General features: G+C 66.3%; 20 protein-coding genes. 11 read left to right on the top strand and 9 right to left on the bottom strand.

Annotated features, from left to right (window positions below; translation table 11 throughout):
* The first annotated feature begins 224 nt into the window (after positions 1-224).
* The gene (locus ABQY74_RS15210; protein WP_349792090.1) at positions 225-533 is read left to right on the top strand and encodes a GIY-YIG nuclease family protein; all 309 of its coding nucleotides are present in this window, start codon (positions 225-227) and stop codon (positions 531-533) included.
* Between the two features lie 45 nt (positions 534-578).
* Complete coding sequence (locus ABQY74_RS15215) at positions 579-1,286, top strand: glutathione S-transferase (protein WP_349792092.1); 708 nt, start codon at positions 579-581, stop codon at positions 1,284-1,286.
* A 132-nt stretch (positions 1,287-1,418) separates the two neighbouring features.
* Here the strand turns inward: ABQY74_RS15215 and ABQY74_RS15220 are convergent, their stop codons facing one another.
* From ABQY74_RS15220 to ABQY74_RS15240, 5 genes are all read right to left on the bottom strand, one after another.
* Positions 1,419-2,234: a DUF3014 domain-containing protein gene (locus tag ABQY74_RS15220; protein ID WP_349792094.1), complete on the bottom strand. Its 816-nt coding sequence runs from the start codon at positions 2,232-2,234 to the stop codon at positions 1,419-1,421.
* A 1,429-nt stretch (positions 2,235-3,663) separates the two neighbouring features.
* Positions 3,664-4,833: a lysozyme inhibitor LprI family protein gene (locus tag ABQY74_RS15225; protein WP_349792096.1), complete on the bottom strand. Its 1,170-nt coding sequence runs from the start codon at positions 4,831-4,833 to the stop codon at positions 3,664-3,666.
* Positions 4,830-6,431, bottom strand: a complete 1,602-nt coding sequence (locus tag ABQY74_RS15230) for a hypothetical protein (RefSeq protein WP_039519417.1) — start codon at positions 6,429-6,431, stop codon at positions 4,830-4,832. The genes ABQY74_RS15225 and ABQY74_RS15230 overlap by 4 nt, the downstream gene beginning before the upstream one ends.
* 136 nt (positions 6,432-6,567) lie before the next feature.
* Complete coding sequence (locus ABQY74_RS15235; RefSeq protein ID WP_372469914.1) at positions 6,568-7,485, bottom strand: hypothetical protein; 918 nt, start codon at positions 7,483-7,485, stop codon at positions 6,568-6,570.
* Positions 7,452-7,925 carry a DUF3574 domain-containing protein gene (locus ABQY74_RS15240; RefSeq protein WP_349792100.1) on the bottom strand — a complete coding sequence of 158 codons (474 nt, stop codon included), beginning with the start codon at positions 7,923-7,925 and terminating at the stop codon, positions 7,452-7,454. The genes ABQY74_RS15235 and ABQY74_RS15240 overlap by 34 nt, the downstream gene beginning before the upstream one ends.
* A gap of 230 nt (positions 7,926-8,155) precedes the next feature.
* Here ABQY74_RS15240 and ABQY74_RS15245 point away from each other — a divergent pair, with 230 nt between their 5' ends.
* The 7 genes from ABQY74_RS15245 to ABQY74_RS15275 all read left to right on the top strand — a co-directional run bounded on the left by ABQY74_RS15245 (position 8,156) and on the right by ABQY74_RS15275 (position 20,131).
* Positions 8,156-10,591: a TonB-dependent receptor gene (locus ABQY74_RS15245; protein ID WP_349792102.1), complete on the top strand. Its 2,436-nt coding sequence runs from the start codon at positions 8,156-8,158 to the stop codon at positions 10,589-10,591.
* 126 nt (positions 10,592-10,717) lie between these two features.
* Positions 10,718-11,476 carry a trehalose-phosphatase gene (gene otsB, locus ABQY74_RS15250; protein ID WP_349792104.1) on the top strand — a complete coding sequence of 253 codons (759 nt, stop codon included), beginning with the start codon at positions 10,718-10,720 and terminating at the stop codon, positions 11,474-11,476.
* A gap of 48 nt (positions 11,477-11,524) precedes the next feature.
* Entirely contained in the window at positions 11,525-13,303 is a 1,779-nt protein-coding gene (locus ABQY74_RS15255) for a glycoside hydrolase family 15 protein (protein WP_349792106.1), read from the top strand.
* Positions 13,300-14,667 (top strand): alpha,alpha-trehalose-phosphate synthase (UDP-forming), encoded by a 1,368-nt coding sequence (otsA, locus tag ABQY74_RS15260; RefSeq protein WP_047127075.1) that lies wholly within the window; start codon positions 13,300-13,302, stop codon positions 14,665-14,667. Before ABQY74_RS15255 ends, otsA begins: the two co-directional genes overlap by 4 nt.
* Before the next feature lie 625 nt (positions 14,668-15,292).
* Complete coding sequence (locus ABQY74_RS15265; protein ID WP_349792275.1) at positions 15,293-17,731, top strand: glucose/quinate/shikimate family membrane-bound PQQ-dependent dehydrogenase; 2,439 nt, start codon at positions 15,293-15,295, stop codon at positions 17,729-17,731.
* A 172-nt stretch (positions 17,732-17,903) separates the two neighbouring features.
* Positions 17,904-18,092 carry a hypothetical protein gene (locus tag ABQY74_RS15270; RefSeq protein WP_372469915.1) on the top strand — a complete coding sequence of 63 codons (189 nt, stop codon included), beginning with the start codon at positions 17,904-17,906 and terminating at the stop codon, positions 18,090-18,092.
* Between the two features lie 170 nt (positions 18,093-18,262).
* On the top strand, positions 18,263-20,131 hold the full coding sequence (locus tag ABQY74_RS15275) for a methyl-accepting chemotaxis protein (protein WP_349792108.1): 1,869 nt from the start codon (positions 18,263-18,265) through the stop codon (positions 20,129-20,131).
* 253 nt (positions 20,132-20,384) lie between these two features.
* On the opposite strand, the gene ABQY74_RS15280 is transcribed toward ABQY74_RS15275, so the two are convergent.
* The 4 genes from ABQY74_RS15280 to rluD all read right to left on the bottom strand — a co-directional run bounded on the left by ABQY74_RS15280 (position 20,385) and on the right by rluD (position 23,220).
* Entirely contained in the window at positions 20,385-20,810 is a 426-nt protein-coding gene (locus tag ABQY74_RS15280; RefSeq protein ID WP_184229856.1) for a thiol-disulfide oxidoreductase DCC family protein, read from the bottom strand.
* Positions 20,811-20,880: 70 nt separating this feature from the next.
* Complete coding sequence (locus ABQY74_RS15285) at positions 20,881-21,387, bottom strand: DUF4166 domain-containing protein (RefSeq protein WP_104601281.1); 507 nt, start codon at positions 21,385-21,387, stop codon at positions 20,881-20,883.
* A gap of 20 nt (positions 21,388-21,407) precedes the next feature.
* Entirely contained in the window at positions 21,408-22,223 is an 816-nt protein-coding gene (gene pgeF, locus ABQY74_RS15290) for a peptidoglycan editing factor PgeF (RefSeq protein ID WP_166773729.1), read from the bottom strand.
* 1 nt (position 22,224) lies between these two features.
* Positions 22,225-23,220 (bottom strand): 23S rRNA pseudouridine(1911/1915/1917) synthase RluD, encoded by a 996-nt coding sequence (gene rluD / locus ABQY74_RS15295; protein WP_054592204.1) that lies wholly within the window; start codon positions 23,218-23,220, stop codon positions 22,225-22,227.
* A gap of 120 nt (positions 23,221-23,340) precedes the next feature.
* On the opposite strand from rluD, the gene ABQY74_RS15300 reads away from it, so the two are divergent.
* Together ABQY74_RS15300 and ABQY74_RS15305 are read left to right on the top strand one after the other, a co-directional pair.
* Positions 23,341-24,222 (top strand): outer membrane protein assembly factor BamD, encoded by an 882-nt coding sequence (locus ABQY74_RS15300; protein ID WP_024939405.1) that lies wholly within the window; start codon positions 23,341-23,343, stop codon positions 24,220-24,222.
* A gap of 321 nt (positions 24,223-24,543) precedes the next feature.
* A complete protein-coding gene (locus ABQY74_RS15305; RefSeq protein ID WP_166768959.1) occupies positions 24,544-25,530 on the top strand; it encodes a hypothetical protein in 987 nt (328 codons plus the stop codon).
* Positions 25,531-25,538 lie beyond the last annotated feature (8 nt).

Consider the following 25,538-nt stretch of genomic DNA (forward strand, 5'->3'; position numbering starts at 1 on the left):
TGCGAATTGGCGAGCGCCATGCATGCACGGCGATCCTTCCAGAGTGCAGGCCGACACGGCGCTGCAATGCAGTAGCGCATGCTGTTTGCAGCGGCCGCGAGCGTCAAATAACCAATGTTTAGGTGGTTATTCACTCACGCGCCGCCGCGTGTCGACCACCCGTGCCCAGCGCTCGCCAAGAACATCGCTGCACACAACACCAGGCCAATGGCGATAATGGGCCCATGGATGCACCCAAGCCCTGGCACCTCTATCTGCTGCTATGTCGCAACGGCAGCTATTACGCCGGCATCACCAACGATCTGGAACGGCGCTTCCAGGCGCATCAGCGCGGCACTGGCGCGCGCTATACCCGTGCAAACCCGCCCCTGGAGCTGCTTGCCAGCCATCCGTATGCGGACCGCGCCGCCGCCTCGCGCGCAGAGTGGCAGCTCAAGCAGCAGCCGCGCTCGCGCAAGCTGGCCTGGCTGCTGGCGCAGCCGCACGACGGCACCGGGTCACAGCCCGCTGACGCTTCGCTCACGCCCGCCTAGCCGCGCGGTTTCTACGCTGCAGCATCATCAATCGCGGAGCAGCGCATGCACTATCAGCTTTATTACTGGACCGGCTTGCAAGGCCGCGGCGAATTCGTCCGACTCGCACTGGAAGACGCCGGCGCCGACTACATCGACGTGGCGCGTGTCGAAGGCGATGAGGTGATGAATGCCTTTCTGGAAGGCCACCAGGCCGGCGCGCAGCCGTTCGCACCGCCCTTCCTCAAGACCGGCGACACGGTGGTTGCGCAGGTGGCGGCGATCCTGCATGTCATCGGACCGCAACTGCAGCTGGTGCCGAACTCGGACGCACAGCGCATCCAGGCATTGCAGTTGCAGCTGACCATCGCCGATCTGGTGGCCGAGGTGCACGACAGCCATCATCCGATCGCCACCGGCCTGTATTACGAAGACCAGAAAGCCGAGGCAGCCAAGCGCGCCAAGGATCTGCGCGACAACCGCCTGCCCAAGTTCCTGGGCCACTTCGAGCAGGTGCTGCAACAGGCCGGCGGCATGCATGTGCTTGGCACGCATTCCTATGTGGATCTGTCGTTGTTCCAGCTGATCAGCGGGCTGGAATACATGTTCCCCAAGCGCATGAAGACGCTGTCAGCCGATCTTCCCTGCCTGAAGGCCTTGCAGGAGCGCGTGGCCGCCCGCCCACGCATCGCCGGCTATCTCGCCTCCGAACGGCGCGTGGCGTTCAATACCAGCGGCATCTTCCGCCACTATCCGGAGCTGGATGCGGCGTAAGCGATGGCGGCGCGTGATGCACCGCATGCCGCCGAAGTTGCGTTGTTCCATGCTGGACTGGCGCACGATGCTGCATCCATGCATGCAAGGCCGCATTCGGGCGGCCTTCTCCTCACGTCATCCCACGCCGCGTCAACGTCCCTGCAGCAATGCCGTCCGGATCCGCTGCAACTGCGCCTTCACTGCAGCCGCTTGCGCTGGCCCCAACCGCAGCAGCGCCTTTTGACCGACCGACAGCGACTCCAACGCGGGATCGACAAAACGATAACGGCCACGCTCGTCGCGCTGCACTCTGATCGGCTGTACCGGGTCGGGCGTGCGCAGCAGATGATCGATCACGTCGATCACGCGGTCGTTGAAGTAGCGGTCTGGCGCGCCCAGGTCGGCATAGGCCTGCTGGAACAGCGGATAGAAACGCACATAACTGCGCACCAGCGCCTGCGCATCCACCTGGGTGAACGCCGCCACATAAGGCGCATACCGCGCCGCATTGGCCTGATCGATCACCACACTCCCGCCGGCGTCGGACACTGCCAATTCACCCGCCACCGGCTGCAGCACCGAGGCGCGACGGCTGATGCTGGGCTGGGTGAGATTGTCGATCATCACCACCACGCGCTCGATCAGGTGCTTGCGCAGCACGATCGACAAGGCGCCATCGTCCTGCACCAGTTCCAGCAAGGCCTGCCACGCAGCGGCATCGCTCTGTGCCAGCGCGGGAATTGCGGCGTCGGCGGCGTCGGCCGAGGGCTGCTGCACCGGATGGCGCGGCCCGGTCGGTGCCGGCGGCGCGGGGGTCACCGCCGCTGCCACGGCGCTGGCGGTCTGGCTGATCGGCGCAGGCAACGTGCCCGGCGCCGTGGGTGACCCGCTGAATAGCCACCAGGCGGCGCCAGCCACCACCGGCACCGCCAGCAGCCAGGGCCAACGCGAAGACTTGGATTGCATCGTGGAACTCCTTACATCGACAACATCCAGGGTGTGACCACGAGATATTGCGGTGGTTCCATCAATGTGCGGCGATGACGCCATCAAGCAGACCATGTGCATCGCACAAGAGCGATTGGCCGCGAGGATGCCTGCCTCTGGCAGGAAACGCTGGCTGCAGCGCTAGAACTGACAGCCGAGTTGGTCCAGCGCACCTCATGCTCTGCTTGCAACCATGCACACCGACCCTCTCGACTGGCCGTTGCCCACCCACCGTCGCGGGACCTTACGCGGCATGGATGCCGCGTAAGAGCCTACAAGGACGTACTTGCGGCGTGTCCTGCGATGGTGGGCGGGCAACGGGCCTGCAGCCAAGCCGCACATCGTCCGCTCTACAGTCGACGCATTCGCACCGCTCAATACCTTCCAAGGCGACCGAGCGCTTGAGCTTCAGCAGCACCTGGACGTTCCAAAGCCGAGTTGGTCGGGTGCGCGGTGCCCTCACCGCTTGCGGGACACCGCGCCAGAGAGTTAGTCGGCCGCTTGAAAGCTTGTCGCTTGGCTTGCGGCAGCAGATGAGACGTTTGTAGGTTGCGTGTTGAAAGCCCGTCTGCTGCTCGGGTTGCGGTGGAAAAATGCTGAAAGGTTGATCGAACACACGGTGATCCGACCAGCGCACGTCATGCACTGCTTGCACCATGCACACCGACCATCTCGACTGGTCCTTGCCCGCTCACCGTCGCGGGACCTTACGCAGCATGTATGCTGCGTAAGAGCCTACAAGGACGTACTTGCGGCGTGTCCTGCGATGGTGGGCGGGCAAGGGCCCCGCAGCCAAGCGGCAGATCAACCGCTCTGCAGCTGATACATCGGCGTCGTCCAGTCCTTTGGAGCACGACACCAAAAGCAATTTCATGAAAAGCTGCTTGTCGCGCGTGTGTCGGACGTCGAGTATCGAACAACGCGCATTACGCACTGCTCTTACCGTGCACACAGACCATCTCCACTGGTCCTTGCCCGCTCACCGTCGCGGGACCTTACGCGGCATGGATGCCGCGTAAGAGCCTACAAGGACGTACTTGCGGCGTGTCCTGCGATGGTGGGCGGGCAAGGGCCCTGCAGCCAACCTGCAGATCATCCGAACAAGATGCATCGTGCATTGCTTGCACCATGCACACCGACCATCTCGACTGGTCCTTGCCCGCCCACCGTCGCGGGACCTTACGCGGCATGGATGCCGCGTAAGAGCCTACAAGGACGTACTTGCGGCGTGTCCCGCGATGGTGGGCGGGCGAGGACCCTGCAGCCAGGCCGCAAATCGCATGCTCTGGCTCTCGCTTTGACTCTCGCTCACCCACATCGCCAACGCTCGAACCAGAACGACCAGCGTTGCCACATCAAACGACAACGCCGCCCGCCCGATGGCCGCGAGTGGCTGTCTCCGCCGCTCTCAGCTTGCGAAATCCAGCCGCGCGTTCACCCAGGCCGCCACGATCGCGGCGGCCGCCTGCTCTGCCTGCTTCGCAGGCAGGCGCTTCTCGCGCACCAGCCATGCGGCCGTGTCGGCGCGCACCTTCGGCAGCAACGCGCGCACGGCCTTGCGCTGTGCCGCCGGCCAGTCGCTGTCTTCCCCGGTCCAGGCCGCAATCGCCTTGTCCGGATCCTCGCCGTAGCGCTTGCGCAATGCCGGTGTCAGGTACAGCAGTGGCGATACCGACGCGCGTAACGCGATGATTTTCCACTCGGCGTAACTGGCATAGCGAATGGTGCCGGCGTCCTTGCTCAGGGCCTCGATCAACCCGTCGAAGCCGGCATCCAGCTGCTTCCAGCTCGCCAATGCAAACAGACCGCCCGGCGGCTCGCAGATCGGCGCGAACCCGTCGCGTGTCGAGCCATACAGCGACCCGAACGCCTCATACGCCGGCTCACCCACTGCGGCGAAGATGAAGCAATGCACGTAAGGACGATGATCGCTGTTGTCGCGTTCGATCCACATCCGCAGCAATGTCAGCACGCGTTCCTGCGCCTGCATGGCGGGCATGCCATCCACATCGTCGAGCAAGGATGCGGCGAAGTCGTCGACCTTGCGCAGCGCCTTGCGTGCACTTTCAAACCGCGCACTCGCCAGCTTCGCATCCACGCCCGCGGCGGGGACAAACTGATGCAGATACGCCAGCCACGCCGAAGCCAGCGGCGTGTCGTAGCCCTGCAACTGGCGCGCGGCATCGGCAGGCGCAGTGGGAATCAAGGCGATGATGCGATCCAGCGCCTGTTGCTGCGCAACGAGCGCCTTGGCCAGCACATCGGCCCTGGCCTTCAATGTGCGTTGCAGGCAGTCGTCCAGCTTGGCGTCCTGCGCGCAGGCATTGCGCTGCCGCAGCCAGGCGCGTTGCTGATCACGCACGCCCGCGACCGCGCCACGCGGCGTGGTGTCCAGCAGCGCCCGAAAGGATTCGTCCAGCTGATCGTCCAGATTGCCCAGCGCCGGCACCGCGCACAGCCGTTTTTCGACCGCCGTGCCGGCCTGCTTGCAATCGAACGAGGCCGCCCAGGCACCGCCGGCGCCAAGCAATAGTGCGCCACCGATGACTACCCGCAACACGCTGGAGCAGGATGTCATTGCACTGCCTCCTTGCGTGCGGGCAGCAGCGAGAGCAGCAGCAGGGTCACCGCCAGCGCGACATAGGCACCCACGAACTGCCAGCTGATCACGCGCGCCAGGCCGTGCAGCGACCATGGCAGATAGATGCCGCCGCGCGGGTCCACCGAATGGATCAGGCCGAACAGCGTCAGCCCCGCGGCCACCAGCAGGAACACCGCGCCACGGCGCAGCCGGCCATCGATCATCGCCGCCACGGCGGCGATCCACAGCATCGCGGTGATGATGAAACCGTTGCCCAACGCGAAGATCACCGCCAGCTCCGGCAGGCCGTGTCCATCGAGTTTGGTGGTGAGTGCGACCAGTTGATCCGGCGGAATCCAGCCCGGTGCCTTGATGGTCAGCAGGTAGGCCACCGATGGCAGAAAGCCCAGCACCATCGCACCGGCGTGCTGCCTGGGCGTGGCCTGGAACGCCTGCGTGGTGATGTCGATCGACACGTACACGATGATCGGCGCCAGCACCGCCAGCGGCAGCCATTGCACCAAGCCGGAGATCACACCCAGCATGCCACCGATGCCGACGAACAGGCCGGTCAGCAGCGTGTAACCGGAGCGCGCGCCCATGTGCTTGTAGGCCGGCTGGCCGATGTAGGGCGTGGTCTGCGCCACCCCGCCGCAGACGCCTGCGACCAGCGTCGCCAGGGCTTCCACCAGCAGGATGTCGCGGGTGCGGTAGTCATCGCCCGCGGCGCGTGCGCTCTCGCTGACGTTGATGCCGCCCACCACCATCAACAGGCCGAACGGCAGCAGCAGCGGCAGGTACGCCAGCGTGGCGGGCAGGCCGTCGATGAAGCCCAGGTTCGGCAGCGGCAACACGATCTGCGGCGGCGTCCATTCCGGCACCGCAAAGCCCGGTGCGCCCAGGCCGGCCAGTCCCAGCCCGTAATACAGCGCGGTGCCGATCACGAATGCCACCAGCACGCCGGGCAACTTGGTCGGCAACCGGCCCTTGGCGAGCAGCACGTACAGCAACAGACCCAGGGTGACGAAGCCGGCCACCGGCGAACGCAGGGTTTCCAGCAGTGGCAGCAAGCCCATCAACACCAGCGCAATGCCGGCGATGGAACCCAGCAAGGCTGCGCGCGGCAGCGCGCGCGTGACCGCCTCGCCGACGAACGACAGCACCAGCTTGAGCAGGCCCATCACCACCAGCGCGGCCATGCCGAGTTTCCAGGTGGCGATGGCAGCCGCCTGCGGGTCCAGCCCCTGTGCCTTGAAGCCGACGAACGCCGGGCCCAGCACCAACAGCGCCATGCCGATGCTGGTTGGCGCATCCAGGCCCAGCGGCATCGCGGTGACGTCGTCGCGCCCGGTGCGTGCAGCCAGCCGCCGCGCCATCAAGGTGTAGAGCAGGTTGCCCACCAGCACGCCGAACGCGGTGCCGGGAAACATGCGCCCGAACACCACCTCGGCCGGGAACTGGAACATCCCGACCAACGCCATCGCGATGAAACCAAGGATGGAGAGATTGTCGACGACCAGGCCGAAGAAGCCATTGAGGTCGCCGGCGACGAACCAGCGCGGCGATGCCGCAGTACGCGAGGAAGGGGCCGACATGGGAGCCAGGAAGCGTGGGGATCGGCCGATGGTAGCCGCTGCTCCGCACGTGCGACAGCGGCGCGGTGGATCAGAGCGTGTCGCCGCGATTGCGCCGGCCTGTTCCATGCCAGGCGGCTACGTGGCGGCAACAGCCCTACTTCATCGCCGCAGCAACCTCGATCCAGCCGACGATGTCGCCACGGCCGGCACTGCGATAGCGTACCTGCACGCGCGTGGCATCGGCGCTGACATCCAGCGCGTCGGCCCGATCGCCTTGCACCAGATAGCGCTTGGTGCCGGTCGCGGTAGGGGTGGCGTATAGCGGCAGACGCGCAACCTGCACGCGCAGTTGCACCGGCATCGGCGCGTCCAGGGTGGTGCCGATCTCGCTTGAAAGCTTCGCCCCGCGCGCGTCGTAACTGGGCCACACCGAGAGTGGCATGCCATCGCCGGTGCCTGGATCCAGCAAGGTCTGGATGTCGGGCGAGGCAATCGGCTGCTGCGTCCTGGCCACATACAACCGCCCATCTGCCGCGTAGCGATACACATCGGCGTACCACATCGGCCCGCTGCGGCAGGAGCTGGTCAAGCTGCGCTGCTGCTTGTCGGGCGTTAGATTGAAGAAGCCTTCGCACTGCACTGCCGGGCGCGTGGGCGCGGTCAGCGCACGAAAGCGCCGTTGCGCCGGATCGAACACAAAGACCAGCACCGCTTCGTTGACCTGGCCGAGCATCGCCGACACCGCAAGATCCGGATGTCCGTCGAAGTTGTAGTCGTCGCTGTCCACACCGGCGCCGCCTTCGCCCTCGTCCAGGTTCGCGTCGAACCATTGCTCCTTGCCGCCCGGGCCCAACACCACATGCAGGCGTGCGCCGACCAGTGTGGCGGTCGCCTGCGTGTTTGCGTCCAGCGTCACCTGCACGCTGGTGTCGCGCGCAAAGCACGCAAACGACAGCCCGCCCAGTGCGGCGAACAGCAGCGTGCGTGCAGCGCTCACGCGCAGTCGGTGCAGATGTTCAAGCCGCATGGTCGCCAGACTCAGAACGACACCTCCACCGCCTGCTGCGACCACAGCACCGACTGGTGGCCGGTGGCCTGCTTCCAGGCCAGGCGGATCGCCTCGATGTCGTTGCGCCGCTGCGGGGTGTCCTCGTGCAGGATCACCAGCACCTTGGTGCCCAGCCGGTTCGGCTCCTTGGCACCGCGGAACAGCCACTGGCCATAGGCGTCGAACACGGTCAGGCCATCGGGAAAGCGCGGGGTCACTTCCTTGTCCAGAAACGCCCGCCATTGGGTTTCGTCGATGGTACGGGTCTGCGGGCGATCGGCCGGGCCGGTTTCCTCGCCCACGCCGAAGTACAGCTCGCTGCGCACCCAGCCGCGCGCCGCCGCCGGCCGCGCCGCATCGCCCTGCAGGCTGGCAGTGGTCGAACCCGGCGCGCCGCCGGGGGTGGTGGCGCAGGCGGACAGCACCAGCATGGCGGCAAGCAGGCAGGACGGCAGCAACTTCATCGACTTCTCCACAACGGGTACGTTTACGACGGATCGGGGGCGGGCTCATGCAGGGCCGGCATCAGCTGATGCCGGCGTGCGCCCACTGTGCCATCTCGCACGCGCCTGAACAACGCGATAATATCTCTCCATCCGGATGAATGTGGACGATCCGAACCCCTTTGCGCCCCTGCCCGGCCGGATGCCGTCCGCGCGGCGCGTTCGCAGTTGCTGTCGCAGGAGAGAGAGAGATGACCCGCCCCACCCTTTCGGCTATCGGCCTGGCCGTGGCCGCCGTGTTGAGCGCCAACGCCCAGGCCCAGCAGGCCGCCCCCGGCGCCACCACGCTGGACACCGTGATCGTCACCGGCACCCGCGCCAGCGACCGCACCGTGCTGGAATCGACCGTGCCGGTGGACGTGCTCACCGCCGAGGACATCCGCAAGGCCGGCGTGGTCAACGGCGAGCTGGGCAGCGCGCTGCAGGCGCTGCTGCCCTCGTTCAACTTCCCGCGCCAGTCCAACTCCGGTGGTGCCGACCATATCCGCGCCGCGCAGCTGCGTGGGCTCTCGCCCGACCAGGTGCTGGTGCTGGTCAACGGCAAGCGCCGCCACACCTCGGCGCTGGTCAATACCGACAGCAAGATCGGCAAGGGCACCACGCCGGTGGATTTCAATTCCATCCCGATCAATGCGATCAAGCGCATCGAAGTGCTGCGCGACGGTGCCGGCGCGCAGTACGGCTCGGACGCGATCGCCGGCGTGATCAACGTGATCCTGGACGACAACCCGGAGCGTGGCGAGCTGGAAGCCAGCTTCGGCGCCTACAACACCGACGTGGAGCCGATCAATCGCCGCGTCACCGATGGCCAGACCAGCTACGCCAGCGCCAAGGTCGGCAGCCTGCTCGGCGATGACGGCGGCTTCTTCAAGGTCGGCCTGGAGCTGAAGAATCGCGAGGCGACCAACCGCGCCGGCTTCGACCAGATTCCGTCGTTCGAGGAGCAGACCCCAGCCAACCTGGCGCTGGCCGGCAAGCGCAATTACGTGCTCGGGGATGGCGCCACCAAGGGCCTGAATGCCTGGCTCAACACCAAGGTGCCCTTCAGTGCCACCGGCGAGTTCTACGCCTTCGGCACTTACAACCAGCGCGACACCGAAGGCGCCAATTACTTCCGTTACCCGGATGGCAGCGCCAACTGGCGTGAGATCTATCCCAACGGCTACCGCCCGATTTCCGAAGGCGAGAACCGCGACCTGCAGGTCGTCGCCGGCGCACGTGGGCAGCTCGGCAGCTGGGACTACGACGCCAGCGTCAACTACGGCCGCAACGACTTCACCTACAGGCTGCGCAACTCGCTCAACGCCTCGCTCGGCCCGGGCAGCACCACCCGCTTCAAGACCGGCGATTTCGCCTTTGCGCAGACCGTGGGCAATCTGGATCTGACCCGCGTGTTCGATGCGGCCGGCGCCACCCACACCTTCGGCACCGGTGCCGAGTTCCGCCGCGAGCAATACCGCACCCATGCCGGCGACCCGGCCAGCTATGCGGCCGGCCCGTTCACCGATCGCCCCACCGGCTCGCAGGCCGGCGGCGGCCTGACCCCGCAGGACGAGGCCGACCTGTCGCGCAACGTGGCCAGCGCCTATGCCAACGTGTCCAGCCAGTTCGGCGACAAGTTCTCCACCGACCTGGCCGGCCGTTACGAGCATTACCAGGATTTCGGCAGCCAGTGGACCGGCAAGCTGGCCGCGCGCTATGCCTTCGCCCCGGCGTTCGCGCTGCGCGGTGCGGTCTCCAACAACGTGCGTGCGCCCTCGCTCAGCCAGATCGGCTACGAAGCCACGTCCACCGGCTATGACGCCGCCGGCCGCCTGACCCAGGGCCGCCTGCTGTCGGTCAACAACCCGATCGCACGCGCGCTCGGTGCCACCGACCTGAAGCCGGAAAAATCGCTCAATTACAGCCTGGGCTTCACCAGCCAGCTGGGCGATCACTTCGACCTGTCGCTGGACTTCTTCCAGATCGATATCGACGACCGCATCGCGCTGTCCGAAGACATCACCGGCACCACGCTGACCGACTTCGTGCAGCAGAACTTCGCCGTCGCCGGCGTGCAGAGCGCCAGCTATTTCCTCAACGCCGCCGACACCCGCACCTGCGGCGCCGAGCTGGTCGGCAACTGGCGCCAGTACGCCTTCGGCGGCGACCTGCTGCTGACCGGCACCTACAGCTACGCCAAGACCGAGTTGAAGAACGTCATCGGCACCCCGGCGCAGCTGCTCGCGCTGGACCCGGACTACGTGCTGTTCGGTGTCGAGGAGAGCAACACGCTCACCGATGCCGCACCACGCACGCGCGCCGCGCTGGCCGCCAACTGGAACAACGAACACTGGAACCTGCAGACCCGGGTCAATCGCTACGGCAGCGCCACGCGCGTGTTCGACTTCGGCGGCGGTTTCGTGCCACGCCAGACCTATGGCGCGGAATGGCAGCTGGACCTGGAAGCCGAGTACCACCTGGGCACGCAGTGGACGCTGGCGATCGGCGGCCAGAACATTCTCGACAACTACTCGGACCGCTCCATCGACGACATCGCCTACTTCGGCAACCTGCCGTACGACGTGCTCTCGCCGATCGGCAGCAACGGCGCGTATTGGTATGGGCGGGTGCGCTACTCGTTCTGACGCCGGGATGGGTGGATTGGGGATTCGGGATTGGCAAGGGCGGCGCATCGCCAATCCCCACCCCGAATTCCCACTCCCCGCTGTTGCATAACCTGAATATCACATCGCCTTGCGCACACTAGCGCGATGGCAGACGTGCACTCCCCCCTTCCGTCGCCGCCATTGCTGGACGATGCCTGCGCATTGTTTCTGGACGTGGACGGTACCCTCATCGACTTTGCCGACAGCCCCGAGGCTGTACGGCTCCTGCCCGAGGTCCGCGCGGCCATCGGGCAGCTAAGCGACCGCCTGCAGGGCGCCGTGGCGCTGGTCAGCGGCCGACCGCTGTCGCAGCTGGACGCCTTGTTCGCGCCGTTGCTGCTTCCGGCCGCCGGCCTGCACGGACACGAACTGCGCAGCGACATTGCCGCACGCGCGGCGATGCCGCAGGACACCTCCGAGTGGCTGCATGGCCTGCATCAGCGGGCCGCCGCACTCACGCACCGGCATCCCGGCGTGCTGGTCGAAGACAAGGGCGTCAGCGTCGCCCTGCATTGGCGCGCACGGCCGCTGGCCGGCCCCGACGTGCTCGCCTTTGCGCAGCAGGAAATCGCCCAGCTTTCCGGGTACCGCCTGCAACCGGGCGACCACGTGGTCGAATTCGTCCCCGAAGGCAGCAACAAGGGGCTGGCGGTCGAACAGCTGATGCAGCAGGGCGCATTTGCCGGCCGCACGCCGGTGTTCGTCGGCGACGACCTCACCGACGAATTCGGTTTCGAAGCAGCCAATCGCCTCGGCGGCTGGAGCGTGCTGGTCGGCGATCGCTCCCAGACCAGCGCGCGCTTCCGCGTCAACGGCACCGCCGACGTGCATGCGTGGCTGCAACGCAACGCGCGCCAGGCCTAAGCGCGGCGCGCCTTCCCCTCTTTTCTTCAAAAGGATCGTTCGCACTCCATGATCGAGCCAAACCTGGATCTGGGCGTCATCGGCAACTGCAGCTTTGGGGCATTGGTCGATCGGCAGGCACGCGTGGTGTGGAGTTGCCTGCCGGCCTTCGACGGCGACCCGGCGTTCTGTTCGCTGCTCTCGCCCAAGCGCGAAGGCGGCGACTTTGCGGTGGAGCTGGAGGACTTCGCCAGCAGCGAGCAACACTACCTGCCCAACACCGCAGTGCTGCGCACCGTGTTGCGCGACCACCACGGCGGCGAAGTGGAAGTCATCGACTTCGCACCGCGCTGGCGCAATAACGGGCGTTTCTATCGGCCCGTCAGCATCATCCGGCAGATCCGCCCGCTCGCAGGCAACCCACGCATCATCGTGCGCGCACGCCCTCTGGCCGACTGGGGCGGGCGCAGCCCGGAAACCACCTGGGGCAGCAATCACATCCGCTGGGTGCTGCCCGAATTCACCCTGCGCCTGACCACGGATGTGCCGGTGCGCTTCGTCCGCGACGGCCTGCCGTTCGTGCTCAGCCACCCGGTCAACCTGGTGCTGGGCGTGGACGAATCGCTGACCCGTTCGCTCACCGGCTACGTGCAGGAAGCGCAGGAACGCACCGAAGAATACTGGCGCGAATGGGTGCGCTACCTGTCGATTCCGCTCGACTGGCAGGAAGCGGTGATCCGCAGCGCGATCACGCTCAAGCTGTGCCAGTACGAAGACAGCGGCGCCATCATCGCGGCGATGACCACCTCGATCCCGGAAGCGCCCAACACCCCGCGCAACTGGGATTACCGCTATTGCTGGCTGCGCGATGCCGCGTTCGTGGTGCGTGCGCTGAATCGCCTGGGCGCCACCCGCACGATGGAGCAGTTCATCGGCTACATCTTCAATATCGCCACCGCCGACGGCACCATGCAGCCGCTGTATGGCATCGGTTTTGAATCGCAGCTGGAAGAGCACGAAGTCGAAACGATGGACGGCTACCGCGGCATGGGCCCGGTACGCCGCGGCAACCTGGCCTGGATCCAGCAGCAGCACGATGTCTACGGCAGCGTGGTGCTGGCCTCCACCCAGCTGTTCTTCGATCTGCGCCTGAAGGACCAGGGCGATGCGGACACCTTCCGCCGCCTCGAGCCGCTGGGCGAGCGCGCCTTTGCGCTGCACAACGTGCCCGATGCCGGCCTGTGGGAATTCCGCGGCCGCGCCGAAGTGCATACCTACACCGCTGCGATGTGTTGGGCCGCCTGCGATCGCCTCTCCAAGATCGCCGACCGGCTGGTGCTGCCCGAGCGCAGCGTGTACTGGCGCGAGCGCGCCGACACCATCCGCGAACGCGTGCTGGGCGAGGCCTGGAGCGAAGAGCGCGGCCATTTCACCGATACGCTGGGCGGTCATCGCCTGGACGCATCGCTGTTGCTGCTGGCCGATATCGGCATCGTCGCCAACGACGACAGCCGCTTCGTGCGCACGGTCGAAGCGGTTGGACTCGTGCTCAAGCATGGCGATGCGCTGTATCGCTACATTGCACCGGATGACTTCGGTGAGCCGGAAACCAGCTTCACCATCTGCACGTTCTGGTACATCGACGCGCTGGCCGCGATCGGTCGCAAGGAGGAAGCGCGTGAATTGTTCGAGCGTATCCTCTCGCGCCGCAATCACCTCGGCTTGCTGTCGGAGGATCTATCGTTTGAAGACGGCGAAGCCTGGGGGAATTTCCCCCAGACCTATTCGCATGTGGGCTTGATCATCGCAGCGATGCGCTTGTCGCGGAGCTGGCAGGAGGCGTCATGAGTCGTTTGGTGGTGGTATCCAACCGCGTTGCAGTGCCCGGCGAAAACCGCGCCGGCGGGCTGGCGGTTGGTCTGTTGGCTGCACTCAAGGAGCGCGGCGGTGTGTGGTTCGGCTGGAGCGGCAAGACCGTCCGCGGCGACAGCGGCGGCATGCACGAACAGACCGAGGGCGACATCAAGTTCGTCACCATGGACCTCAACAAGCGCGACATCGATTCGTACTACAACGGGTTCGCCAATCGCACGCTGTGGCCGCTGCTGCACTTCCGCCTGGACCTGGTCGATTACGACCGCGCCACCCGCGAAGGCTATATGCGCGTCAACCGGCTGTTCGCCGAGAAGCTGGCGCCGTTGTTGAAGGACAGCGACACGCTGTGGATCCACGATTACCACATGATTCCGCTGGGCGCGATGCTGCGCGAGCTGGGTGTGGGCTGCAAGATGGGCTTCTTCCTGCACGTGCCGATGCCCTCGGCCGACCTGATGCAGGCGATGCCGGATCACGCGCGCTTGTTCAGCACGTTCTATGCGTACGACCTGGTCGGCTTCCAGACCCAGCGCGATGCCGAGCGATTCAAGGCCTATGTGCGCCTGTTCGGCGGTGGCCGCATTCTCGAAGGCGACATCGTCGAAGGACCCGGCGGGCGTCGCTTCAGTGCTGCGGCGTTCCCGATCGGGATCGATACCGACCTGATCGCCAACCAGGCAAAGGCCTCGGTCGGCAAGCAGGCGGTGCGCGACCTGCGCGAAAGCCTGCGCGGCCGGCAACTGGCGATCGGCGTGGACCGGCTGGATTATTCCAAGGGCCTGCCGGAACGCTTCCAGGGCTTCGAGCGCTATCTGGAGCGTTATCCGGACCAATCCGGCAGCCTGACCTATCTACAGATTGCGCCGGTATCGCGCGGCGACGTCAACGAGTACCGCCAGTTGCGCGGGCAGCTGGAACAGATCGCCGGCCACATCAACGGTGGACATGCCGAGCCGGATTGGACGCCGCTGCGCTACGTCAATCAAAACTTCAGCCATGCGACGTTGACCGGTTTCTATCGTGCGGCATCGGTCGGCCTGGTCACGCCACTGCGCGATGGCATGAACCTGGTCGCCAAGGAATTCGTCGCGGCGCAGGATCCGCAGAATCCCGGTGTCTTGGTGCTGTCGTTGCTGGCCGGTGCAGCGGACGAAATGAAAGAGGCACTGCTGGTCAATCCGCACGATCTGGACGGCGTGGCCGACGCGATCGCCACTGCGGCAAGCATGCCGCTGGCAACCCGTATCGAACGCTGGAGCGCGATGATGGATCATCTGCGCAAGAACAACATCAATCACTGGCGCCAGCGCTACCTGCAGGCACTTGCAGATATCTGAATCAGGTTTCCGCAAGCTGTCAGCACCATGCTGTTGGCAAACAGAAGCGCTGCGCACCGGCAGCGCCCCCCCTTCTCCCCTCGGGAGAAGGTGCCCGAAGGGCGGATAAGAGTACGCGTGTACATACAAGTGGACGTGCACGTACAAGGGGAAATGTCCGAAGCGCAAAGTCCAGCTTCTACGAATCCCAACTCCCGAATGCCAAATCCCCGCCTCACCGTTTGAGTCAATAACTCAATAGAACTACTGCAGGATCCTGCATTTGTCGCCACATGCGAATGCACCCAACACCGCCTGACACCCACAGCAATCTTCAGCCGCATCGAATTTGAGTAATTCCAGCGCCTCAACCGCATGGCCTGGAACGTTGGTTCTCATTCCGTCACGGACACAAGCGTCATTGCGGTCTAAAATATCTGCATGAGTAGCGCTGAGGACCCTGGGAGGGGCTGCGCGTTCATATCCGGACGTTCTGCTTTAGGACGTTTTTGTTGGATCCAAGGCCGCCCTTTGCCAGCCTGTGATCTTGCTCCCTCCACGACTCGCCACCGCCTGCCGGTGCCTGGGTCCTTCCTGACATCTCAAAATGACTGATCAATCCTCAAAACGTGGACTAGGCACCTGGTTGCTGGTGGTCTATGCCGTGGTGATCGCCGTGCTCGGTGCGGTGCTTGCCTACGAGGGCGGCCGCCTGGTCGCCGTCGGTGGCTCCTGGTATTACCTGCTGGCGGGCATCGGCCTGTTCCTGGCCGGCGTGTTGCTGGCGCTGGGCAAGCGTGCCGGTCTGTGGCTGTTTGGCGCCACGCTGGCGGCCACCATCGCCTGGGCGCTGTGGGAAGTGGGCCTGGATGGCTGGGGCCTGGTCCCGCGTCTGGCCTGGATGTCGGTGCTGGGTCTGGTGCTGCTGCCGTTCTGGGGCGTGGCCCGTCGCCGCATGCAGCCGCTGTCGGGACTGGGCTATGTGCTGGTGACCGGCGTGCTGCCGATCCTGGGCGCGACGCTGATCCTGTGGCCGCTGCTGGTGCCGCGCAATGTCGAACTGGCCGATGCCTCCAAGCTGCCGGCCGAGAACGCGACGCCGTTCAGCCGCGCCAACGTGCCCAGCCCGGACGGTAACGTCGCGGCCAATCACGATGCCAGCAACTGGACCTCGTACGCCGGCTCCAACCTGTCCAACCACTACACCCCCGGTGCGCAGATCACCCCGGAGAACGCCAAGAACCTGAAGGTGGCCTGGGAATTCCATACCGGCGATCTGAAGCCGGCCGGCTCCAAGCTGGGCTACGCCTTCCAGAACACCCCGCTCAAGGTCGGCGACCTGCTCTACATCTGCACCCCGACCCAGAAGGTGATCGCGGTGGAAGCGACCAACGGCAAGGAGCGCTGGCGCTTCGACCCGCAGACCAACCCCAAGGCGATGGCCGGCGTTGCCGCCACCACCTGCCGCGGCGTGTCGTACTACCAGGCGCCGCAAGGCACCGCCGAGTGCCCGACGCGGATCTTCTGGCCGATGGTCGATGGCCGCCTCGGCGCGCTGGACGCGCAGACCGGCAAGCTGTGCACCAGCTTCGGCAACAACGGCTTTGTCGATCTCAATGCCGGCACCGGCAACACCAAGCCGGGCTTTGTCGGCCCGACCTCGCCGCCGGTGGTGATGCGCGGCGTGGTGATCCAGCCCACCGGCCAGGTGCGCGACGGCCAGGAAGGCGATGCGCCGTCGGGCGTGGTGCGCGGCTTCGATGCGCTCACCGGCCAGCTGCGTTGGGCTTGGGACCTGGGCAACCCGGCGATCACCGCCGAGCCGCCGGCCGGGCAGACCTATACCCGTTCCACCCCGAACGTGTGGTCGCTGATGGCCGCCGACGACGAGCTGGGCCTGGTCTATCTGCCGACCGGCAATGCCTCGGGCGATTTCTTCGGCCAGGGCCGTACCCCGCAGGATGAGGAATACACCGCCTCGCTGGTTGCCGTGGATGCGGCCACCGGCAAGGAGCGTTGGCACTTCCGCACCGTCAACCACGATCTGTGGGATTACGACATCGGCCCGCAACCGAACCTGGTCGATTGGCCGGTCGCCGGCGGCGCTACCCGTCCTGCGGTGATCCAGGCCACCAAGTCCGGCCAGGTGTTCGTGCTGGACCGCGCCACCGGTGCCCCGCTCATGCCGGTCAAGCAGATCGCCGTGCCGCAGGGCACCGATCATGGCGACTGGACCGCGGCCACCCAGCCGATCTCGCCGGGCATGCCCAATACCGTGGGCGCACCGAGCCGCGAGTACGAAACCATCGTCGAATCCGACGCCTGGGGCATGACCCCGTTCGACCAGCTGGCCTGCCGCATCCAGTTCAAGCAGCTGCGCTACGAAGGCATGTTCACCCCGCCGACCCTGCAGGGCTCGCTGGCCTTCACCGGCAACCACGGTGGCATCAACTGGGGCGGCGTCTCGGTCGATCTGCAGCGCGGCATCATGGTGATGAACAGCAATCGCCTGCCCTACACCCTGCAGGTCTACACCCGCGAAAAGATGAATGAGCTGGGCGTGGTGTCGGTGTTCGACGGCAAGAGCAAGACGCCGGGCTACATGGCGCAGAAGGGCCTGGCCTACGGCGCCCGCAAGGAGCCGTGGATGTCGCCGCTCAACACGCCGTGCGTGGCACCGCCGTGGGGCTACATCTCCGGCGTGGACCTGCGCACCCAGCAGGTGATCTGGCGGCGTCCGCTGGGCACCGGTTACGATCAGGGTCCGATGGGTATCCCGTCCAAGACCAAGTTCGAGATCGGCACGCCCAACAACAGCGGCTCGCTGGCCACCGCCGGCGGCGTGACCTTCATCGGCGCGACCCTGGACGACTTCATGCGCGGCTTCGACACCCGCACCGGCAAGCAGGTCTGGGAGACCCGCGTGCCGGCCGGCCCGCAGGCCGCCCCGCTGAGCTACACCATCGACGGCAAGCAGTACATCGTGGCCGCCGTGGGTGGGCACGACCGCATGGAAACCAAGTCGGGCGACAGCGTGATCGCCTGGGCGCTGCCCGACGACGCGGGCGCCAAGCCGGCGAAGTAAGCCGGTGTAGCGTCAGCTAGTTGGGTATCGATAGACCGGTCATCGTGAGATGGCCGGTTTTTTTTTTGGGGAATCGGGAATCGGGATTCGGGAATGGGAAAAGCGCTTTCCGCCGTCTTTCGAGGTTGGGCTGGATTGATGGTGCGCTCGATTCCCGATTCCCGGCTCTTCGATGCGTGTTCGTGGCCTCGCACTGATGGCGCCGCTGGCCAGTCTTGGTCGCGTGCATGCGATCGGACTGGGTGGCGTCGAGGTCTACGAAGTGTTTACGGAGCCCGCCGATATTTCACGTGAAATTTACAATTGTAAGACCGGTATCCGGTTGCAAATCACGGTTCCGCAGTGCATCGGGCCGCACTGAAACCGCTTCCAAATCAACTACATCGGTGTTTTCGGGGGTCTGGTCGGCAGATTCCGACGAACGGTGATTTCACGCCGTCATGATTCGGGCTCGGCCGCCGATACCCCATAGCAGCCCATGCAGCGCAGGACGCCGCTCCCCACTCCGAATCACTCAGTTGGACTCAGCCTATGTCGCCCTCACCCGATGCCACCGCCGTCTCCCGCCCGCCTTCCGGCCGGAACCTTGCGCGTGCCAGCACGGCCGCATGGCTGCCTGCCGCTGCACAGATCGGGCTTCTGGGCTTGCTGACGCTCTACGCCGCCACGCTGCTGCCCGGCGGCATCTGGGCCGGGCTGGGCCGCTTGCTACCGGCGCTGCTGGTGTTGGGCGCGGCAAGTGCCGGGCTGTGGTGGTGGGCGCGCCGTCGCGGTCTGGCGCAACTGCAACAGGCGATCGGCACGGTGACGGCCATCGGTGAAGGGCGCTTCCAGCGTCTGGATCTGCGCAGCGCCTCCGGCGAACTCGCGCCGTTGCTGCACGCCCTGCAGGCGACCCAGGACAAGCTGGCCATCCGCATCGATGTGATGGAACAGGGCCTGCGCCACGGCCAGTTCGTGATCAAGGCGCTGGACGATCTGGACACCATGATCCGCATCGCCGACGACGACGGCCAGGTGCTGTTCGCCAACCGCAAACTGCTGGCGATGCTCAAGCTGATCGAGCCGGATGTGCAGAGCTTCCGCCCCAGCTTCCATGCCGAAGGCTTCGTCGGCGGCAGCATCGGCGACATCTATCCCGACAGCCAGGCCGCGATCGACCGCATGCGTGCGCTGACCGCCTCCAAGGCGGTGCGCGCGCCGTTCTTCGGCCGCCAGATCGACTTCGTCTACAGCCCGATCATCGCCGCCGACGGCAGCAAGCTGGGCACCATCGCGCAGTGGATGGACGTCACCGCGCAGGTCAACGCCGAGCAGGCGCTGATCCAGATCATTGATGCCGCCGCGGCCGGCGATTTCAGCCGGCGCATGCAGATCGACGGCATGGACGGCGTGCTGCTGTCGCTGGCGCAAGGCATCAACCGCATCTACGACTCGGTGGAAACCCACCTGGCCGCGTTGGCGCGGGTGATCGGCGCACTGGCCGAAGGCGACCTCACCCAACGCGTGGATGGCGATGCGCACGGCATCTTTGCGCGCCTGCGCGACGACACCAACCAGACCGTGACCCGGCTGACCGAGATCATCGGCGGCATCCAGATCGCATCGGACACGATCCGCCGCGCGGCGGTGGAAATCGCCGCCGGCAACACCGACCTGTCCGAGCGCACCGAGCAACAGGCCGCCAATCTGGAAGAAACCGCCAGCTCCATGGAGGAACTCACCTCCACCGTGAAGCAGAACGCCGACAGCGCGCTGCAGGCCAATCGACTGGTGGTGGGCACCGGCGAAGTCGCGCAGAACGGCGGCCAGGTGATGGACGATGTGGTGTCCACCATGGGCCAGATCAGCACCGCCTCGCGCAAGATCGGCGAGATCATCGGCGTCATCGACGGCATCGCCTTCCAGACCAATATCCTGGCGCTCAACGCCGCGGTGGAAGCCGCACGCGCCGGCGAACAGGGCCGCGGCTTTGCGGTGGTCGCCTCGGAAGTGCGCGCGCTGGCGCGGCGCTCGGCCGATGCGGCCAAGGAGATCAAGACGCTGATCGCCGATTCCACCGACAAGGTCGAACTGGGTTCGGGCCTGGTGCACCGCGCCGGCGCGACCATGCGCGAGATCGTCGGCTCGGTCAAACACGTCACCGACATCATGAGCGAGATCACCGCCGCCAGCGCCGAGCAATCCAGCGGCATCGAACAGGTCAACCGCACCGTCGCGCAACTGGACGAAGTCACCCAACGCAACGCCGCGCTGGTGGAAGAAGCCACCGCCGCCGCGCGCAGTCTGGAAGAACAGGCCGTGGAGCTGGCCGATGCGGTGTCGATCTTCCGCCTGCATCCTGCGCACGGCGGCAACCCGAAAGCTACGCCCGCAAGCTTCAAAAACGCAGCCGCGTAAGCCGCCCTCACGGAATCACTGTAGGAGCGCACCTGGGCGCGATGAAGCTTTCCCGATAACGCCCCCATCGCGCCCAGGTGCGCTCCTACACAAAACAGGCATGCCCGTTCACTAAACCAACTCCAACGCACGCGGCCGAGCAACACTCCAAATCATCCAGCCACCATAGAAATCAGCGCGCTGTCGTAGGAGCGCACCCGGGCGCGACGGAGCTTTATCGATAACGCCCATCGCGCCCAGGTGCGCTCCTACGCTAGTCGAGAAACCGCTCGCGCTGCTCCGGTGTCGGCAGCATGCAATGCTCGCTGCGACCGAACCAGCGGTAGCGATGGCGTGCGATCAGGCGATAGCCGATGTCGCGCGCGCGACGCGGCACCACGCGCAACACCGTGGCCAGCCGCCAGAAGCCGCCCAACCCGGCCAGCACCCGCACGATCGCGTCGCTGTCGGTCCACGCACCGCGGTCATCCACCAGCAGAAACGACAACGGGTCGTCCGGATCCAGCCCATGGCGCTGCAACAGCGCACGTCCGGCCTGCCCCTGCATTGCGGCAAAGCGATAACGCCCGCGTCGATCGTGACGCAGCAGGAACCTGACCCAGCCATTGCACAGCAGGCACACGCCATCGAACACGATGGTCGCGGGCACAGCACCTGGCTGACGGCCGGGCGGCTCCACGCGCGACGGCTTCGAGTGAGCAGGCTTCAACCGAGACGACTCCAGCTGAGACACGTCAGCGAGCGGTGGATCAACGCGGTTCAAGCCAGCCCTCGTAGCGAATGAACGGGCCGACCAGCGGCAAGTGCACGTCGACCAGGAATCCGTAACGCCCGGCGTCGGCATGTTCGCGGCAACGCACCTGCTCGAACCAGCGCGCAGGCAACCGGATCCAGCCCAATGCCCACACCCGCGTGGCCTGCCAGTACAGCGACTGCGCGTCGGCGCGCAGCGCGAATTCGAACCGCACTGCGCCCAGATGTTCGCGCAGGCGCGTGCCCTCGCGCCACAGGCGCGAATGCATCGGCAGACCAGCAAACCGCCGATGCCAGCGCTCGCCCGTCGCGTCGGCAAGAAACTCCACTTCGACCTCCACCTCGCCACTGCGCGGCAAGCGGCTCAGCAGCGCCAGTAACGGGACCAGCGCATGGGTGCCGCGTTGAATCCTTGCCCGGCCGGCGAAGGTCTGCCGCTGCTGCACCGAATGCAGCGCGCGCACCGGCGCAGGCAGCTGCGCGAACGCGTCCTGCCCCAACACCTGCGCAAACAACGGCGTGCTCAGGGCGCGATCCAGGCCAACGTGGCCATGCGTCCGCTGCGACGGTCGCGACGATGCGAGAAGAAACGTTGCGGCTCGGAGATGGTGCACAGCCCGCCGCCATGGATGGCGCTGGCCGGCACACCGGCATGCTGCAGGCGCTGACGCGCCAATGCATACAAGTCCACCCGCCAATGCCCCGGGCGGGTCGCAACAAACGCGCATTGCGCCTGCGCATCGTGCGCGACGAAGGCGTTGAACACGTCTTCACCGATTTCATAGGCCTGCGGCCCCGCTGCCGGCCCCAACCATGCCAACACCTGCTGCGGCGGCGTGCGCATCGCCGCCACGCTGCGCTCCAGCATGCCGTCGGCCAGGCCGCGCCAGCCTGCATGCGCGGCGGCCACTTCGCTGCCATCGGCAGCGGCGAGCACGACCGGCAGGCAATCGGCGGTGAGGATCGCCAGCACCACGCCGGGCACGGCGGTCACCGCTGCATCGGCGACCGGTTCCTGCGCGCCTGGCGCGACAGTGCCCGCTGCAGGCGGCTGTTCGCCGGGCGCGAGCACGGGCGCGTCGACACGCAGCACCTCCACCCCATGCACCTGACGCAGCCACTGCGGGGTACCGGGCAGTGCCAGCGCCTCGACCAGCAGCGCCCGGTTGCGCTCCACCTGCTCCGGCGTGTCGCCATCGGCACTGTGGCGGTTGCCGAGGTTGAGCGTGTCGAACGGCGCCAGCGAGCCGCCCAGGCCGTGACGCAGCGTGGTCAGCGCATGGATGCGTGGTGGCGCCGGCCAGTCGGCCGGCAGCACGAAGGGCGCGGCAGCGGCCACGTCAGCGGCGTGCCAGCTCGGCGGCGCGTGCGCTGTCTTCGCGCAGGGCCGTCATCAGCCGCTGCAGATCGGCCGGCACCGGCGCGCTGGCGCGCACCGGCTCGCCGCTGACCGGGTGCAGGAATTCCAGGGTTTCGGCATGCAGCGCCTGACGCTTGAAGGTGCGCAGCTCGTGCACCAGTTCGTCGGTGGCGCCCTTGGGCAGCTTGAGCGCGCCGCCGTACAGCGGGTCGCCGACGATCGGCGACTTCAGATGCGCCATGTGCACGCGGATCTGGTGGGTGCGCCCGGTTTCCAGCCGGCATTCCAGCGCGGTGTGTGCGCGGAAGCGCTCGCGCAGGCGGTAATGGGTGACCGCATCGCGGCCATCGTCGCGCACCGCCATCTTCAGCCGATCGCGCGGATGGCGGTCGATCGGCGCGTTGGCGGTGCCGCCGGAGACCAGCGCGCCGACCACCACCGCCAGGTACTGGCGATGCACATCGCGTGCGGACAGCTGTTCCACCAGCGCGGTCTGCGCCTGCACGGTACGCGCCACCACCATTACGCCGCTGGTGTCCTTGTCCAGCCGGTGCACCACGCCGGCGCGCGGCACCGCCGCCAGCGCCGGGTCGCGGAACAGCAAGGCGTTGACCAGGGTACCGTCCGGATTGCCCGCGCCCGGGTGCACCACCAGCCCGGCCGGCTTATCGATCACCAGCACCTGGTCGTCTTCGTACAGCACGCTCAGCGGGATGTCCTGCGGCGCGGCGTGGGTCTGGGTTTCCAGCACCACCTGCACCTGTACGCTCTCGCCGCCGCGCAAGGTGTCGCGCGGGCGCGCCATTTCCCCGTTCAGCAGCGCATCGCCGGACTTGATCCACTCCGACAAGCGCGAGCGCGAGAATTCGGGGAACAGCTCGGCCAGCACCGCGTCGAAACGGCGTCCAGCGGCGTTGTCGGGCACGATGGCCTGGCGGATGGACGGGTCGAGGGGGTCGGCAGATGGGTCGGACATGGACACGGGCACTCAGGCAAAAGCGGGAATTTGGCGGTCCGGGCGGCGGGAGTCAGTCGCCGGACAGGCCACTAGGCTATCATCGCGCTCTCGTTTTCCTGATGCGTCCTGCCCAGACCCATGATCCGACGGTCCACGTTTTCCGCGCCTGCGCGCCTGATTGCCCTCATGCTGGTCATGGCGTTCGTCGTCACCGGCTGCCACCGCGGCGCCAAGGACAAGAATCCCGATGAGGGCATGCCGGTCGAGCAGCTCTACGGCAAGGGCCACGGCCTGATGGAGAAAGGCAACTGGGCCGGCGCCGAAGCCAGCTACAAGCGCCTGATCGCCCAGTACCCGTACGGCCCGTACACCGAGCAGGCGATGATCGAAACCGCCTATGCCCAGTACAAGGCCGGCAAGCACGACGACACCGTCTCCAGCGTCGACCGTTTCATCCGGACCTACCCGACCCATCGCAACATCTCGTATCTGTACTACCTGCGCGGGCTGGCCAACAGCAACCGCGACACGGTGTTCCTGCGCCGCGTGTGGTCGCTGGATCCGAGCCGTCGCGACCTGTCCTCGCCGCAGCAGGCCTACAACGACTTCAACACCGTCACCGACCGCTACCCCAACAGCCGCTACGCGCCGGATGCGCGCAAGCGCATGATCGAGCTGCGCGATGTGTTCGCCCAGCATGAACTGGACAACGCGCTGTACTACCTGCGACGCAATGCCTGGGTCTCGGCGGCCGGTCGTGCCAACTACCTGCTGGAAACCTATCCGCAGAGTGCCTATCAATACGACGCGGTCGCGGTGCTGGCCGAGGCCTACACCCACCTGGGCAACAAGACCCTGGCCGCCGACGCACGCCGCGTGCTGGAGCTCAACAGCCCGCAGCACCCGTGGCTGACCGGCGACTGGCCGAAGTATCCCTGGGCCATCCGCAAGCTCAACCCGTTCGCCGGCGAGAAGTCCGCCGCCACCGGCCAGCGCAACGCACAGATGAGCCGCGACTGAGACATCAGTCGCCGGTGTGATGAGAAGGGGCCGCAAGGCCCCTTTTTATTGCGGTAACGCGCCTGCGGCGGTGACGGCGCGCCGGTTGCCGCAGCACTCGCGATGCCTGGCGACAGTGACGCCTGATCGACCGGAAGATCGACCATCCCGCATTCCGCGCCCGCGTCCTACCCTCTCGCGCAACGCGGGGCGCGCCTGCCTGCGACAGCTGCAGGCACCTCGCCAGACCCGGCACCAGGTCACCGAACCGCGCCTGTGCGCTGCCTATACTCGGCCCTGAAGAAGCTCCGACTCCCCGCTGGCGCCCGCCCAGGAGGCCGCATGTCCCGCTGCATCGTCCCGTTCCTGCTCGCCCTGTTGCTGGCGGCGATGACCACCACCGCCACTGCGGCGCCGATCGTCTACGGCGTCAACGCCCACGACAATCGCCCCGGCTATTCCATGGCCCAGGCCGAGGCCCGCTTCCAGCTGCTGGCCGCACGCAATCTGCGCAGCTACCGCTTCGATGTGGACCCGCGTGACTACGCAACGCTGGATGCGCTGGTCCCGCTGGCGCGCAAGTACGGCATCACGCTGCGCCCGATGGTCTACCCGATGTCGCGCGAGATCGGCTACCAGCTGGCACGCCGCTATGCGGCCGACATCAAGGTCTGGGAAATCGGCAACGAACAGGATCTGGTGCGCGCCGAGGCCGATGCGCGCATCGCGGCAATGACCACGATGTACCTGGGCATGCGCCAGGCCTCCAACGAACTGGGCGCCGGCCTGCGCTTCACCATCAATATCACCGCCTGCAACAGCGACGACCGCAGCGCCAACGCACGCTGCCCCGGCGACCGCAATGGCTCGCTGTGGTTCCTGGCCAAGGCCAAGGCGGCCGGCTTCAATTTCGACCACATCAGCTTCCACTACTACGCCTTCCACCAGGATGCCGGCTACTGGAGCGCGTTGTACCTGGGCCAGTTGCGCACGGCAGCGCAGACCTACAAGACCCCGGTATTTTTCAACGAGCTCAACTGTGCGGAGATCTACACCGGCAACACCACCGGCGGTGCAGAAGGCGACCGCGGCTGCTACGACAGCCTGGCGCAGTTGCTGCGCAACGTGCGCGACAACTATGCCGACGTGGTGTCCGAGGTGAACGTCTACGAATTGCTGGACCAGACCACCATCCAGGGCGCCGAAGGCCATTTCGGCCTGATGTACGACCTGACCCGGCCCAAGCCGACCCTGGACCTGCTCACCCGCTTCGCCCAAACACCGGCCACCGCAGCGGTGGCTGGTGCGCCGGACGACCGACCGCAATAGCCGTTCGG

Source organism: Xanthomonas sp. WHRI 7064 (assembly GCF_040202355.2).
GTDB classification, from domain to species: Bacteria; Pseudomonadota; Gammaproteobacteria; order Xanthomonadales; family Xanthomonadaceae; genus Xanthomonas; species Xanthomonas arboricola.